Raw genomic sequence first — 13,787 nt, 5'->3', positions numbered from 1 at the left:
TTTTATTAGTTAGTCCTGATTAAATACCATGCATTCTAAAAATGCAAAAATTGTTGATAACAAAATGGCAAAAATCAGTCGTATTAGACCTTAAATGGACTAGCTATTTTTATATTTGTTCACTCAGATAGCAAATGGTTTTCTGAAATTTTTTATTCAAAAAAACAGTGGAACAATTTATCGTATCAGCCCGTAAGTACAGACCCGCAACGTTTAAAGACGTAGTAGGTCAACAGGCTATTACCAATACGTTAGAGAATGCCATTGCAAACAATCATCTTGCGCAAGCTTTATTATTTACGGGACCTAGAGGCGTAGGCAAAACTACCTGTGCCCGTATTCTGGCTAAAAAAATAAACCAGGAAGCAGATGAGCAAGTTGATGAGAATGAAGATTATGCATTCAATATTTTTGAACTGGATGCTGCTTCAAACAATTCGGTAGACGATATACGTAACCTTATAGATCAGGTACGTATAGCTCCGCAGGTAGGTAATTATAAAGTATATATTATTGATGAAGTTCACATGCTTTCATCTGCAGCTTTTAACGCTTTTCTAAAAACTTTAGAAGAGCCACCAAAGCACGCAATCTTTATTCTTGCCACTACCGAAAAGCACAAGATTATCCCTACCATCTTATCAAGATGTCAGATTTTTGACTTTAAGCGTATTACGGTTAAAGATATTCGCGAGCATCTGGTTGATATTGCAAAACAAGAGGGTATAACTGCTGATGAAGAAGGTTTACACATCATTGCTCAGAAAGCTGACGGAGCCTTAAGAGATGCACTTTCTACCTTTGATCGTGTTGTTAGTTTTTCGGGTGACAACCTTACAAGAGCTGCAGTTACAGAAAATCTCAATGTTTTAGATTACGATACGTATTTTGAAACTACAGATCTAATTCTTGAGAATAATATTCCGCAACTTCTATTGAACTTTAATGAAATCTTATCTAGGGGTTTTGATGGTCATCATTTTATAGCCGGGTTAGCTTCACATTATAGGGATCTTATGGTTTGCAAAAATCCATCAACAATTCCATTGTTAGAAGTAGGAGATCAAACTAAAAAGAAATACCACGAGCAGGCTCAAAAAACCAGTTTCACCTTTTTAATGCAAGCGTTAGAGTCAGCGAACGAGTGTGATTTAAAATACAGAACCAGTCGCAACGCGCGATTGCTCGTAGAACTTTGTCTGATGCAAATGACCTCTATCACTTTTGATGGAGAAAAAAAAAAGGGCGTAATTTCATAATCCCTGCTTCTTATTTCAAAAAATCACAACCGGCGGATTCACAAAACAAAGTAACAACACCAGTTGCTAATGATGTTGATTCAACTAAAATAGAGACAAAACCTGAAGCTATTCAGCCTCAGAAAAAAGAAATTCAGCCTACATCTCCGGAAAAACCTACTGTTCCTCAGCCGAGAATAAAACCAGACTTATCTCAAAAAACAAATCAAGTTTCTGGACTTTCTCTAAAAGGTCTAAAGCGTAAAAAGGAAATCCTTGAAAAGAAGACTGAAAAGGAAATTGATGTAAGCCAATTGCCTCGGAAGCCATTTACAGAAATTGCTATGCAGGCAGTCTGGAAAGAATATGTCGCAAGACTTCAGAAAAAAGGGGAAAAGATTTTAGCTTCAAATTTAGAGACCGATACTCCTACCTTAAAAGGAACTGCAATTCAACTTGAGTTTCCTAATGATACGATGCGCGTAGAGCTCGAGCGTGCCCAACACAATCTTTTAGAATACCTTAAACGGAAACTTGAAAACTATGACATTACCATAGATGTTACTGTTAACGAGGCTGCAGAGAAAAAATATGCGTATACAACGCGTGAAAAATATGAGAAATTGAAGGATAAAAATCCTGATCTTGAATTATTGCGTAAAACTTTTGATCTTGATATCTAATGCTAGGACTTAAATTACCCACAGACCCGCGTTGGGTCAATATTGTAGAAATGAATATTGATGATATTCTTACTGATCATGCTTTTTGTGAGCAGAAAGCTACATCAACGGCGATTTCCTTAATTGTTTCGTTCCCAGAATATACAGAGTTAGTACAAGAAATGATTGCTTTGGTTAAAGAAGAAATCAGTCATTTTAAACTAGTTCACGATAAAATTATTGCACGCGGAAACACTTTAGGTTACGATCGCAAAGATGCTTATGTAAATCAATTATTAAAATTTTTTCCTAAAGGCGGAAGCAGAACCACTCAACTTGTTCACCGCTTGCTTTACGCAGCTCTTATCGAAGCTAGAAGCTGTGAACGATTCAGGTTATTATCACAAGAATTGAAAGACGAAGAACTGCGCCTCTTTTACCACAATCTAATGGTAAGTGAAGCCAATCACTATACAATGTTTTTAGGCTTTGCACGGAAATATGGTGATGAAAAAGAAGTCAATGAAAAATGGCAGGACCTTCTAGATTTTGAAGCTGAAATAATGAAGAACCTCAGCAAAGACCAGACGATACACGGTTAAACTGAAACGTTACTAATAGTATTTACTAAAAAAACCGACTTAAATAAGTCGGTTTTTTATTGGATATGGTTAAGCGATTAGAGCCTATAAGCAGCCATAATTGCAAAATATTGATTTTTACCTTCTAAATTATATCGATCTTCAATGATATTTCTAAAGCCCATTGAGTAACGTGCTTCAAGAAGAACACCGTCTAAGATTTGTACGCCAATTCCTGCAAGACCAGAATAATCAAAGTTCTTATAAATACCATTATTGTCTGAATTCCAAATTGCGACTCCAACTTGTGGGCCTAAATACACATTGAACTTTCCAAAGTTTTTCTTAAGCAAAAGTGGTAGTTGTAAATAGTCTAATTCTGCTCGCTCATCAAAAGGCCTGTTAGGCAAACCATCTGTACCAAAACCATAATTACCCTCCGGGCCAGTATTAGGCTTTATTCCCTGACCAGAATATAAAAGTTCAGGTTGAAAAATTAATGAATTTCCAAATGGGATTTCTGCAAAAACACCTGCTGCAAAGCCTAATCGACTACTCGAGTCCTCAAAATCATCACCGCTGAGCTTTGAGATATTAACTCCCATTTTTGCACCGTAGCGCACTCCCTGAGCAAATGTATTTAGTGTCGTTATAAGTAAAATACCTAGTAAAATTCTCTTCATAATTTGTTATAATTTCATTGAAGTTCAGTGTTGTAGCAGAAACAATATTACTACTATTTTTATTTTCAACCTAAACAGGTTGCTTTTTATCGTTGTAAAGCGATTTTACTATACCATCAGACAAACCAATCTTAGGCACATGTATATTTTTTGAACGGCTCCATTTCATCGCTGAAAGATAAATACGTGTCGCTGGGATGATTACATCAGCGCGATCTAGGTTCAGACCCAATTCAGTTACGCGTTCTTCGTAGGTATAAGACTGCAGGAATTCGTAAAAGCTTACCATATAAAAGTATGTAAGAGGTTTCCCATCTTTTTTACCACTTAACTTAAAAATCTTATTGATGTTTCCGCCTGAACCAATCAAATCAATCTTAGTATGCCCTTTAGTAACTTCTTTAATCCAACTTTCAACCTCATCCCAAGTACTGTGGCCCACCAGGCCTTCCAGCAAACGTACGGTTCCTAATTTAAACGATCTTGAGTTTACTACTTCGCCTCCACTATAAAGTGTAAACTCTGTACTACCTCCTCCTACATCAACATACAAATACGAGCGGTCTGTAGCAATTAGCGATTTTAAATCTGTATTAGCAATAATTGCAGCTTCATCTTTACCATCTATAATATTGATCTGTACGCCGGTTCTTTTCTTGATGATTTTTACAACTTCTTCTCCATTTTCTGCTTCTCGCATAGCGGAAGTTGCACACGCTTTATGGTCTACAACTTTATGAGCACGCATAAGGAGCTTAAAAGCTTCCATTGTATCTATCATACGCTCTATATTCTCTTCTGATATGCGTTTAGCTTTAAAAACGTCTGCACCTAAACGAATCGGAACCCGCACTAATGAACTCTTTCTGAAAATAGAGTCTCTACCTTCAACCTCTATAACATTGGCTACTAAAAGTCTAATTGCATTAGAACCTATATCTATGGCTCCATATTTTTTTAACTCAATCATCTTAATTCAATTTATTCAGATAGTAATCGTAGGTAGCAAATTGAGAGCGTAGCGGGGCCTCATCATTTCTACGGTAAGCGTTATCTTGTTTAGCCGATATTACACGGGCCTTTACGTTATCATTCCAGCAAATTGTATAGGTTTCTATAATCTCTTTTTTGATATCCTCGTCATAAATAGGACAAGTAACCTCTACCCTATTATCCAGATTACGCGTCATCCAGTCTGAAGAAGAAATAAACACTTTTTCCTCGCCTTCCTTTCCAAAGATCAAAACACGTGGATGCTCTAAAAATTTATCTACGATACTAATCATTTTAATATTTTCACTCATCCCTTCAACTCCGGGAATCAGACAACATACACCACGTATGATCATATCGATCTGTACTCCTGCTTGGCTAGCTTCGTACAGTTTGTCTATGATGGCGTAATTAGACATACTATTCAGCTTTAACCGAATATAGCCTCGCCCGCCATTCTTGACTTTTTTAATTTCAGCATCAATTAACTTATAAAACGTATTTTTTGCATAATGTGGTGAAATAATTAAATGCTGATAGGTATTTACGATATAGTTGGTATCAAAGAAATTAAACAGTTTGCTCAAATCTTTAAGTATTTGCTTATTCGCAGTAAACAGCGTATAATCTGTATAAATTTTTGCAGTCATTCCATTAAAATTCCCTGTACTAATAAAGCCATAACGCTTTAAGCGTGAACCTTCTTGTCGCTCAATTACACATACTTTGCTGTGCACTTTAAGCCCCGGAACACCAAAAATAAGTTTTACGCCTTCATCTTGCATTTTGTTAGCATAACGCATATTGCTTTCTTCATCAAAGCGAGCTCTTAATTCAATTTGTACAGTTACTTCTTTCCCGTTCTTCGCGGCATTGATGAGGGCGCTAGCAACATGGCTCAATTTAGCCAAGCGATAAATCGTAATTTTAATTGTTCTAACTTTGGGGTCAAGTGCAGCTTCCCGTAAAAATTTGATCACATAAGCAAAGGTGTGATACGGTGTATATTGAAGGAAATCTTTCTCCGCGACCTTTTTAAACATGCTATCGTTAAGACTGATGTCTTTTATAGGTAAAGGCTTTTGCTTTGCATACAGAAGATCAGTACGTCCCAGACTCGGGAAATCCATATAATCTTTACGATTGTGGTACCGCCCGCCTGGTATGATACTATCGTTATTTTCGATACCCAATTTTTGGAGTAAGAAGGCTAATGTATCAGTACCGATTGTCTGATCGTGAACAAATCGTACCGGCTCTGCATCTTCTCTGCCCTTGACGCTTTTTGATAGCTTTTCTATAAAGCTTTTACCTAAATCAGAGTCTAAGTCTAATTCTGCATCACGGGTAATCTTGATCATATGGGCCGATATATCATCGTACTCAAAAATGCTGAACACAGATTCTAGATTATACCGAATCAAATCATCAAGAATCATAATATAATCATTTCCATCTACCTGAGGCAAGACTACAAAGCGATCTAATTCACTAGGAATTTCGACCAATGCATAAATAGGTTTTTTAGAACCTTTCTTTTTCATCGTAATGGTCAAGTAGGCTTCTAAATCCTGAATACGCGGTAATTCTAAATCTTCATTAAGAACAATAGTTACCAATGCCGGACTTACCTTTTCAGTAAAAAAAGTCTTGATAAACTCACTATGCTCAGGGAAATGAACTTCATTTTCCTTAATCACATAAATACCTTCATCTTTTAGCTGGTGATGAATATCATCTATGATATTCATACTCTCTTCTTGCTGTTGTATAACTATACGCGTGATCTTTTCAAGAAGCTCATCTGCCGCATAAACACCCAGTGCCTTTCGGCCTTTCTTACCTGCTTCTACGATACGCTTTACAGTAGCATAACGTACCTTAAAAAACTCGTCAAGATTGTTTGAAAATATACCTACAAACCGAAGACGCTCAATCAATGGAACGCTTTCATCTGCAGATTCTTGTAAAACTCTGGCATTAAACTGTAGCCAACTAATTTCTCTATTTATATATCGAGATTCATCTGCTCCCAGTGTTGCCATATTTAATCTGTTATCCATTTATTTAAGTTGCTTGGGTTTAACGTATAGAGTCGTTTTTCCCTGGTCTACATCTTCCCAACGTTCTACATCAAAATTGATTTGAGTAAAAGCTGCTGTAGCCACATTATCTATTGCTTTATCTCCATATTGATTCACCCAATAGGTCAATGCATTGTTATGCCCAAAAACCATTAGTTTATCTACAGAATCCCCACAGGATCTTATAAAATTATCTAAGCCCATACCGTTGAAATCATACAATTCATTGCTCAATTCTAATTGTTCTTCCGGGATTCCCAAAGCCTTTAAATACAACAACGCTGTTGTTTTTGCCCGAACGGCATCACTACTTACAATGCGCTGAGGCATTGTTATTTTTTCTCTAACGAAAGCACCCATCTTAGGCGCATCTACAAGACCACGATCATTTAAAGGCCGCTCATGATCATCTAAATCAAATTCCCATGAAGACTTTGCATGACGTATAAGGTATAGTGTTTTCATGATTCAAATAATTTAAGGAGCAAGTCTATCTAACTTCCAATGTACTCCTCCGGGTGTATAACGCAATCTGTCGTGAAGTCGGTTAGGTCTGCCCTGCCAGAATTCAAATTCAACAGGTATAACTTTATAACCTCCCCAATGGTCTGGCTTTGGAATTTCGTTTTCAGAAAATTCTTTTTCTAAATCCTTCAGCCGTTTTTCAAGAAATTCTCTGTCTGGTATAACATCACTTTGAGGAGAAACCCAAGCACCTAATCTGCTTCCTTCGGGTCTTGAATTAAAATACGTTTTTGATGTCTCTTCTGAAACTTTTTCGGCTTTGCCTTTAATAATTACCTGACGTTCTAGATTGGGCCAAAAAAAAGATAAACATACATCAGGGTTGGCGGCTATTGCTTTCCCTTTTTCACTTTCATAATTGGTATAAAAAACAAAACCTTCTTTATCATAACTTTTAAGCAAAACAACCCTGCTTTTGGGAAAACCATCTAAACCTATGGTTGAAACCGTCATCGCATTTACCTCATCAACACCAGCGACTTCTTCAACTTCTTCAAACCATTTTTTAAATTGTTTAAATGGGTCTTGATCACTCTGAGTAATGGTTAATTCACTTTTTTCATATGACTTTCTATAGTCACTTAAATCTTCTGCCATATCCTAATTTTAAAGCAAGTTACATCAATGCGGTATAAAGTTAAAAAGCCCAAACATATCTTTTACGATAATTTAAAATTAAATGGAAAAAGAAAAGCTTCAACTATAAAACTATAGCTGAATTAAACAAAAAAGGTTATTAATCATTAGGAAACCAACTCATCAAAGTCAAAGACCTTACCGTCATCTGCTGTGAGTACATTTTCAAATTCGGCTTTTGCCTCATTAGCAAAAAGCGTCAGATCTGGATAGCGCGTGCTATAATGTCCCAAAATAAGATACGCAGCGTTCGCCTGTTTAGCCATCAAGCCGGCTTCTCTGGCTGTTGAATGCCCAGTAGGCAGTGCCAGCTTTGCGTGTGCTTCTAAAAAAGTAGACTCGTGATATAAGAATGTAACATCTTTTAACTGTGGTAAATTATCTGGCTTGTAAATCGTATCACTACAAAATGCATAACTAAGCGGCGGATCGGGATCAAAAGTCAGTTTCTCATTAGGTATTATCGTGCCATCGTCTAACCTAGCATCTCCTCCGGCTTTAATTTTTCGATAATAAACAACATCTATTTCATGCTTAAGACAGGCGCTCATATTCAGTTTACGTTCTCCAGACTTTTCTTTAAATAAAAAACCGTTCGTGTAAATACGATGTTTTAGAGGAATGGTTTCTACAGAAACTTTCTCATCTTCAAAAAGTACTTGCGGCTCTTTACTTTCTAATTCATGAAAATACAGTGGATAATTAGTCCAGGAATTAGACAATTTTAACTGAAGCGTGATCGCTTGCTTTATTCCTTTAGGTCCATAAACGTGTAATTCATTTTCTCTATTGAGTAGCCTGAAAGTTGAAATTAAACCAACCAAACCAAAAAAATGATCTCCGTGAAGATGCGAGATAAAAATATGCTTGATCTTTGAAAACTTAACCTTGTTGCGACGTAATTCTACCTGAGTTCCCTCACCACAGTCTATTAAAAATAAATGATTTTTAATTTGAAGAACCTGTGAAGTTGGGTTTGTAAACGTACGTGGTGTAGCTGCATAACAGCCTAAAATGGTAAGCTTCATTAAAATTAAATAACAATTTTATTCTGCTGTAAGTTACGGCTTATTCAGCTAAAAATAGAAAAAGGAAAATTTGAAGAAACACAGATAGTCGAGAATCTACAAAAAACACTAGAATCAGATTACTTTAAAACCCCAGATCCCGTTGAATCTCTTCAAGTTCAATAACGTCTTTTGCCTCACCTAAAGTAGGCACAACCATAATCTCCTCCGGAACACCGTCTATGTGCACGCCTTTATTTACAATCACAAAAGACTTCTGAGCTGCCCGTTGCTGATTAGAAATGGATAAAAAATACAAGAGCTCTTCTAGATTTAACTTCTCGTATTTTAATAAATCTATTACCAGATTTTTATCAGAATGCGCTTTAGGAATTATAAAATCTAAAAAAGAGGCAAAACTTTTAACACCATCTTCTTCATCAGCAAGAATGGTATAATTTTCTTTTTCGGTTATAATCATTGTTGTTTAATTTTTGATGCCAGAAGGTAAATGACAGCCATACGTATTGCGACTCCGTTTTCTACCTGATTTAATATTATTGACTGGCCGCTGTCTGCCACGTCACTGGTGATCTCTACTCCACGGTTAATGGGGCCCGGGTGCATTACTACAATTTCTTTATCTAAAGAATCTAGTAATTCTTTATTAAGACCGTACTGCTGCGTATATTCTCGTGTTGAAGGAAAATAGCTAATATCCATACGCTCATTTTGCACACGTAACATATTAGCCACATCACACCATTCTAATGCTTTGCGAAGATTCAGTTCTACCTCAACACCCAGAGATTCAATATACTTTGGCATTAAAGTTTTTGGTCCACAAACCTTCACTTCTGCTCCTAAAAGTTTTAGTGCAAAAATATTAGAAAGTGCAACCCTGCTGTGCAAAATATCTCCTACGATAACAACTTTTTTTCCGCCAACATCACCCAGTTTTTTTGAAATCGAGTAACTATCTAATAGCGCTTGCGTAGGATGCTCGTGCGCACCGTCACCTGCATTAACAATACTAGCCTTTATGTTTTTTGAAAGAAAAACTCCGGCGCCTGGATTGGGATGACGCATCACAACCATATCTACTTTCATAGACAAAATGTTGTTTACCGTATCTATCAACGTTTCTCCTTTTTTTACTGAAGAAGCCCCTGCCGAAAAGTTAATTACATCTGCACTGAGACGTTTTTCTGCAAGTTCAAAAGAAAGTTTGGTTCGAGTACTGTTTTCAAAAAAGAGATTGGCAATAGTAATATCTCGTAACGAAGGAACTTTTTTAATCGGCCTATTGATTATTTCCTTAAAATGATCTGCAGTTTCAAAAATGAGATCGATATCCGCTTTTGTGATATACTTAATCCCTAATAAGTGGTTTACACTTAACTCGCTCATTCTGGTACTTTATAATTATTTATTTACAAGATAGACTACATCTTCTCCCCCGTTTTCTACCCATTTCACCAATACTTTCTCATCGTTTATCGCATCTACCTGCCTCCCTCTATAATTGGGCTGAATAGGTAAGTGCCTGCTAAAACGACGATCTATAAGAGTGAAAAGTTCTACGTTTTTAGGACGTCCAAAACTCTGTACAGCAGTTAGCGCAGCATTGATGCTACGACCGGTATATAAAACGTCGTCTATAAAGACCACATTCTTATCTTCTACAACAAAATTTATCTTGGTTTTATTAGCTTCAAGTGGTTTGTCACTTCGTCTAAAATCATCTCTAAAAAAGGTAATATCAAGATACCCTAATTTAATGTCAGGGATATTATAATCGTCTTCAAGCAACTTTTTAATACGTTCTGCAACATAAATCCCTCGGGGCTGTATGCCAATCAAAACGGTATCTTTAAAATCTCTATGATTTTCAATAAGTTGACAAGCCAGACGGTTTAGAATGATGTTAATTTCTTTTGCATTAAGCAAGACTTTCTGGCTCATAGTGGGAGAAACGCTAGTTTGGTAGACAAAGGTACATATTTTTTTAAACGAAGTTTTTCAGGAAACAGGTTTTATTCTTCCTTCTTGCTTTTAAACCAGTTGAATCCAAAAGGAATCGCAAAGAATAAGAAAAAATACTTCCCCGTAATTAAACCTACGAGCGTAATCAGAGCTGCTATTATGTATACCCAATTCATCTTAGAGATTTTCATTATTTAATCCCTTTTGAAGGCTTACGCCATTTATTTTCCAACTCCAGAAAATTGAGTTCTATAGCCGGTTCTTGTTTCTCTAAAACCTTAGCCTGAAACGAACGTTGTAAAATATCTTCAATCAGATAATCTTCTTGTACATCCTCAGGGTCGTAAATTTCCTTGAGTGAAATATCAAAAAAGCTCGCCGTAGTATTTAACAGAAAAGCCTTTAGACCACTACGGTAGTTTTTAATGAGCTCAAAGGTGGTTTGCCCTGTTTGACGGTACATCAATTTAACCAGGATTTGCCCTTCGGTCCTTGTTAACTTTTTGAGCTCTTCTTTAAACTCATTTTCAACATAGCGCTGTATGATTTTAGTGTATCGTTTACGGTCTCGTTTAGACTGCATAGAATCTAAACGCTCATTGAGCTCGACCAATCGTTCTCCTGCTAACTTAGCATATGGCCATACCTTGCGGGTTTTTCTGCGCAGAATCAAATAGCGACGGCGGGCTGCATTATCGTCAAACTTCAATCTTCCCAAAACAATAACATCTTCCAGAAAAATTGCAGACCGTGCAATACTGTCACCCTCTACATAAAAATATTCTGTGTCAGTAGTATCTTTTTCCTTTTCAAGCTCTTCGGTTGTCTGAGCCCTTAGAAACAGTGAATAAAACAGCACAAAAAGGAGTGTATATTTCTTCAACTTAATTTTTAATTGATGTAACGCTAAAACTGTTCCAAAAGTACACAATCGGCAAGATTGCCTTATGGTTTTGGTATTAATATTCTTACTTTCGTACAAAAATAGAATTATGTCAAAAAGCATTTTAAATGAGAAGTCATTAGACTTTTTAGAAACATATTTAAATAATGCCGCTCCTACCGGTTATGAGTGGGAAGGTCAGAAAATCTGGATGGAATACTTAAAACCGTATGTTGATACATTTATCACAGACAACTACGGTACAGCAGTAGGTGTTATCAATCCAGATGCTAAATATAAAGTAGTGATAGAAGGTCACGCCGATGAGATTTCTTGGTATGTGAATTACATTACTGATGATGGTTTGATCTACGTTATACGCAATGGTGGTAGCGATCATCAGATTGCTCCATCTAAATTAGTAAACATTCACACCAAAAACGGGATCGTAAAAGGTGTCTTTGGGTGGCCTGCTATTCACACACGTGATAAAAGTAATGAGAAAGCACCAAGTTTAGACAATATTTTTATAGACACTGGCTGTAAGAACAAAGAAGAAGTTGAGAAATTAGGAGTTCATGTAGGTTGCGTAATTACCTACCCAGATACATTCACCGTGCTCAATGGCGATAAATTTGTGTGTCGTGCATTAGATAACCGTATGGGCGGATTTATGATTGCTGAAGTCGCACGTTTGCTTAAAGAAAATGGTAACAAGTTAGACTTTGGCCTTTATATTGTAAACTCGGTTCAAGAAGAAATAGGTCTGCGCGGGGCGGAAATGATTACGCATACTATTCAACCTAACGTTGCTATCGTTACAGACGTTACTCACGATACAACCACACCAATGATCGAAAAGAAAACGAATGGTCACGCGGCAATAGGCGAAGGACCGGTAATTTCATATGCACCGGCTATTCAACAGAAATTGCGCGATTTAATCATTGATACGGCAGAAGAAAAGAAAATTCCGTTTCAACGAGCAGCCAGCAGTCGTGCAACAGGTACAGATACAGATGCTTTTGCATACAGCAATGGCGGAGTGCCATCAGCATTAATTAGTTTGCCATTGCGTTATATGCACACAACCGTAGAAATGGTGCATCGTGATGATGTGGAAAATGTAATTAAAATGATCTACGAGAGCGTTTTAAAAATAAAAGATGGACAGAGTTTTAGTTATTTTGACTAAATTTAAGTTCTTACTAGCCATCAAAAATGAATGTCCGGAACAAAATCTTAGTTACCGGACATTTTTATTTAGAACATTATTAGTCAGTGATTTTAAGAAAAGATCAACTTCATAAATCTTAATATTTCATAATTTTCTTTCAGTTTTTTTGAACAGATATTTCACATTTCGTTAGTACACTTCAGCTCAGATTGCCATTAAATTTGAGAAATGACGATCACCGAAGCAAAACTCAAGACCATTCTCAATAGCCCTGAAGAGGCTGCTCGTGTAGCCAATTTAATCTACGTTACAGATGAGCACTTAACCATCTGCCGTAAGAAACACGGCAAAGGCTTTACTTATTGTCAAAACAACAAAACCATAAAGTCTAAAGCTCTTTTAAAACGAATCAAAAAACTGGTAATACCGCCTGCTTGGGAAGACGTTCTCATTGCAGAACCCGAAAACGGTCACTTGCAAGCGGTAGGTCGCGACGACAAAGACCGCAAAGTCTATCTCTACCACGAAACGTGGAATAAATTACGCAACGAAACTAAATTTTTGAAGCAAGCTTCTTTTGCAAATATTTTACCGGCATTGAGAAAACAAGTGGATCGGGATCTCGATGCAGAAGAAATGACAAAACGTAAAGTTTTAGCGCTAGTAATTCGCTTATTAGAAGAAACTCATATTCGAGTTGGCAATAACTTTTACGCAAAACGCAACAAGACTTATGGTCTTTCTACCTTGCGTACGCGTCATGTAAAAACTACAGAAAGCGATATAAGGTTTCAGTTTGTAGGTAAAAAAGGAAAAGAACATGATATCGCAGTTACAGATCCGCAGTTGATAGAATTGATTAATGAATGTGAAGAAATACCCGGCTGGGATTTGTTTCAGTTTTACGATAGAGATGGAATCAAAGATCATATTGATAGCGGCATGGTGAATGATTATATTCACGAATTGAGTGGCGATCTTTTTTCGGCAAAAGACTTTAGAACCTGGGCTGCATCAAAAATCTTCTTTGAAACCCTGCGTGATATAGGTTATGAAAAAGAAGAAAAACAAAACGCTAAAAATATTCTTACCGCATACGATGCAACAGCAAAAGAGTTAGGAAATACGCGAAGTGTTTGCAGAGATTACTATGTTCATCCTGTAATGCCAGAAGCTTATCAAGATGGTAGCATTGTTAAGTATTTTGATAAGGTAGACGCTATACAACTCAAGAGAGACGCTTACTTATCACAAACTGAAGAAGTCATTAAAGAAATGCTGGGCAATTATCAGATCAGTATCTAAACCAGCACCTTCAACTTCTAAAACTTC

The 13,787-nt window shown here is 36.7% G+C and carries 14 protein-coding genes and 1 pseudogene; 4 read left to right on the top strand and 11 right to left on the bottom strand.

The genetic code is table 11. The features are described from left to right. Positions 1-167: 167 nt before the first annotated feature. Both DSM03_RS19120 and DSM03_RS11280 read left to right on the top strand, forming a co-directional pair. Positions 168-1,921: pseudogene (locus DSM03_RS19120) on the top strand (DNA polymerase III subunit gamma/tau). Next, a complete protein-coding gene (locus DSM03_RS11280) occupies positions 1,921-2,502 on the top strand; it encodes a MiaE family protein (RefSeq protein ID WP_128760618.1) in 582 nt (193 codons plus the stop codon). Before DSM03_RS19120 ends, DSM03_RS11280 begins: the two are co-directional and overlap by 1 nt. A gap of 77 nt (positions 2,503-2,579) precedes the next feature. Here the strand turns inward: DSM03_RS11280 and DSM03_RS11275 are convergent, their stop codons facing one another. The 11 genes from DSM03_RS11275 to DSM03_RS11230 form a co-directional block, all read right to left on the bottom strand. Continuing rightward, positions 2,580-3,164, bottom strand: coding sequence for a porin family protein (locus DSM03_RS11275; RefSeq protein ID WP_128760617.1), 585 nt, complete (start codon positions 3,162-3,164; stop codon positions 2,580-2,582). A 70-nt stretch (positions 3,165-3,234) separates the two neighbouring features. Further along, positions 3,235-4,134, bottom strand: a complete 900-nt coding sequence (locus DSM03_RS11270) for a Ppx/GppA phosphatase family protein (protein WP_128760616.1) — start codon at positions 4,132-4,134, stop codon at positions 3,235-3,237. A gap of 1 nt (position 4,135) precedes the next feature. Then, positions 4,136-6,220 (bottom strand): polyphosphate kinase 1, encoded by a 2,085-nt coding sequence (gene ppk1 / locus DSM03_RS11265; protein ID WP_128760615.1) that lies wholly within the window; start codon positions 6,218-6,220, stop codon positions 4,136-4,138. Then, a complete protein-coding gene (locus tag DSM03_RS11260) occupies positions 6,221-6,706 on the bottom strand; it encodes a SixA phosphatase family protein (protein ID WP_128760614.1) in 486 nt (161 codons plus the stop codon). It abuts the gene before it with no gap. A 12-nt stretch (positions 6,707-6,718) separates the two neighbouring features. Then, the gene (gene pdxH / locus DSM03_RS11255; RefSeq protein ID WP_128760613.1) at positions 6,719-7,363 is read right to left on the bottom strand and encodes a pyridoxamine 5'-phosphate oxidase; all 645 of its coding nucleotides are present in this window, start codon (positions 7,361-7,363) and stop codon (positions 6,719-6,721) included. A gap of 146 nt (positions 7,364-7,509) precedes the next feature. After that, entirely contained in the window at positions 7,510-8,430 is a 921-nt protein-coding gene (locus tag DSM03_RS11250) for a ribonuclease Z (protein WP_128760612.1), read from the bottom strand. A 124-nt stretch (positions 8,431-8,554) separates the two neighbouring features. Next, the gene (locus DSM03_RS11245) at positions 8,555-8,890 is read right to left on the bottom strand and encodes a ribonuclease Z (protein WP_128760611.1); all 336 of its coding nucleotides are present in this window, start codon (positions 8,888-8,890) and stop codon (positions 8,555-8,557) included. Beyond that, positions 8,887-9,819: an aspartate carbamoyltransferase catalytic subunit gene (locus DSM03_RS11240; RefSeq protein WP_128760610.1), complete on the bottom strand. Its 933-nt coding sequence runs from the start codon at positions 9,817-9,819 to the stop codon at positions 8,887-8,889. The genes DSM03_RS11245 and DSM03_RS11240 overlap by 4 nt, the downstream gene beginning before the upstream one ends. Positions 9,820-9,834: 15 nt before the next feature. Then, positions 9,835-10,374 carry a bifunctional pyr operon transcriptional regulator/uracil phosphoribosyltransferase PyrR gene (gene pyrR, locus DSM03_RS11235; RefSeq protein ID WP_128760609.1) on the bottom strand — a complete coding sequence of 180 codons (540 nt, stop codon included), beginning with the start codon at positions 10,372-10,374 and terminating at the stop codon, positions 9,835-9,837. Between the two features lie 71 nt (positions 10,375-10,445). Further along, the gene (locus DSM03_RS19220; protein WP_262707735.1) at positions 10,446-10,571 is read right to left on the bottom strand and encodes a hypothetical protein; all 126 of its coding nucleotides are present in this window, start codon (positions 10,569-10,571) and stop codon (positions 10,446-10,448) included. A gap of 14 nt (positions 10,572-10,585) precedes the next feature. Next, on the bottom strand, positions 10,586-11,278 hold the full coding sequence (locus tag DSM03_RS11230; RefSeq protein WP_236638771.1) for a DUF4294 domain-containing protein: 693 nt from the start codon (positions 11,276-11,278) through the stop codon (positions 10,586-10,588). Between the two features lie 109 nt (positions 11,279-11,387). Between DSM03_RS11230 and DSM03_RS11225 the strand changes: the two genes are divergently transcribed. Continuing rightward, complete coding sequence (locus DSM03_RS11225) at positions 11,388-12,473, top strand: M42 family metallopeptidase (protein WP_420813137.1); 1,086 nt, start codon at positions 11,388-11,390, stop codon at positions 12,471-12,473. A 210-nt stretch (positions 12,474-12,683) separates the two neighbouring features. Next, complete coding sequence (locus tag DSM03_RS11220; RefSeq protein ID WP_128760607.1) at positions 12,684-13,760, top strand: DNA topoisomerase IB; 1,077 nt, start codon at positions 12,684-12,686, stop codon at positions 13,758-13,760. The last annotated feature ends 27 nt before the right edge of the window (positions 13,761-13,787 follow it).

Origin of the sequence: Leeuwenhoekiella aestuarii (assembly GCF_004104055.1) — a bacterium.
GTDB lineage: Bacteria > Bacteroidota > Bacteroidia > Flavobacteriales > Flavobacteriaceae > Leeuwenhoekiella > Leeuwenhoekiella aestuarii.
This window is presented reverse-complemented; position numbering and strand designations above follow the sequence as displayed.

What these genes read in the sequence shown, in the direction of transcription:
- DSM03_RS11280 (WP_128760618.1), top strand. Translation starts at nt 1,921, where the DNA reads ATGCTAGGACTTAAATTACCCACAGACCCGCGTTGGGTCAATATTGTA.
- DSM03_RS11275 (WP_128760617.1), bottom strand. Translation starts at nt 3,164, where the DNA reads ATGAAGAGAATTTTACTAGGTATTTTACTTATAACGACACTAAATACA.
- DSM03_RS11270 (WP_128760616.1), bottom strand. Translation starts at nt 4,134, where the DNA reads ATGATTGAGTTAAAAAAATATGGAGCCATAGATATAGGTTCTAATGCA.
- ppk1 (WP_128760615.1), bottom strand. Translation starts at nt 6,220, where the DNA reads ATGGATAACAGATTAAATATGGCAACACTGGGAGCAGATGAATCTCGA.
- DSM03_RS11260 (WP_128760614.1), bottom strand. Translation starts at nt 6,706, where the DNA reads ATGAAAACACTATACCTTATACGTCATGCAAAGTCTTCATGGGAATTT.
- pdxH (WP_128760613.1), bottom strand. Translation starts at nt 7,363, where the DNA reads ATGGCAGAAGATTTAAGTGACTATAGAAAGTCATATGAAAAAAGTGAA.
- DSM03_RS11250 (WP_128760612.1), bottom strand. Translation starts at nt 8,430, where the DNA reads ATGAAGCTTACCATTTTAGGCTGTTATGCAGCTACACCACGTACGTTT.
- DSM03_RS11245 (WP_128760611.1), bottom strand. Translation starts at nt 8,890, where the DNA reads ATGATTATAACCGAAAAAGAAAATTATACCATTCTTGCTGATGAAGAA.
- DSM03_RS11240 (WP_128760610.1), bottom strand. Translation starts at nt 9,819, where the DNA reads ATGAGCGAGTTAAGTGTAAACCACTTATTAGGGATTAAGTATATCACA.
- pyrR (WP_128760609.1), bottom strand. Translation starts at nt 10,374, where the DNA reads ATGAGCCAGAAAGTCTTGCTTAATGCAAAAGAAATTAACATCATTCTA.
- DSM03_RS19220 (WP_262707735.1), bottom strand. Translation starts at nt 10,571, where the DNA reads ATGAATTGGGTATACATAATAGCAGCTCTGATTACGCTCGTAGGTTTA.
- DSM03_RS11225 (WP_420813137.1), top strand. Translation starts at nt 11,388, where the DNA reads ATGTCAAAAAGCATTTTAAATGAGAAGTCATTAGACTTTTTAGAAACA.
- DSM03_RS11220 (WP_128760607.1), top strand. Translation starts at nt 12,684, where the DNA reads ATGACGATCACCGAAGCAAAACTCAAGACCATTCTCAATAGCCCTGAA.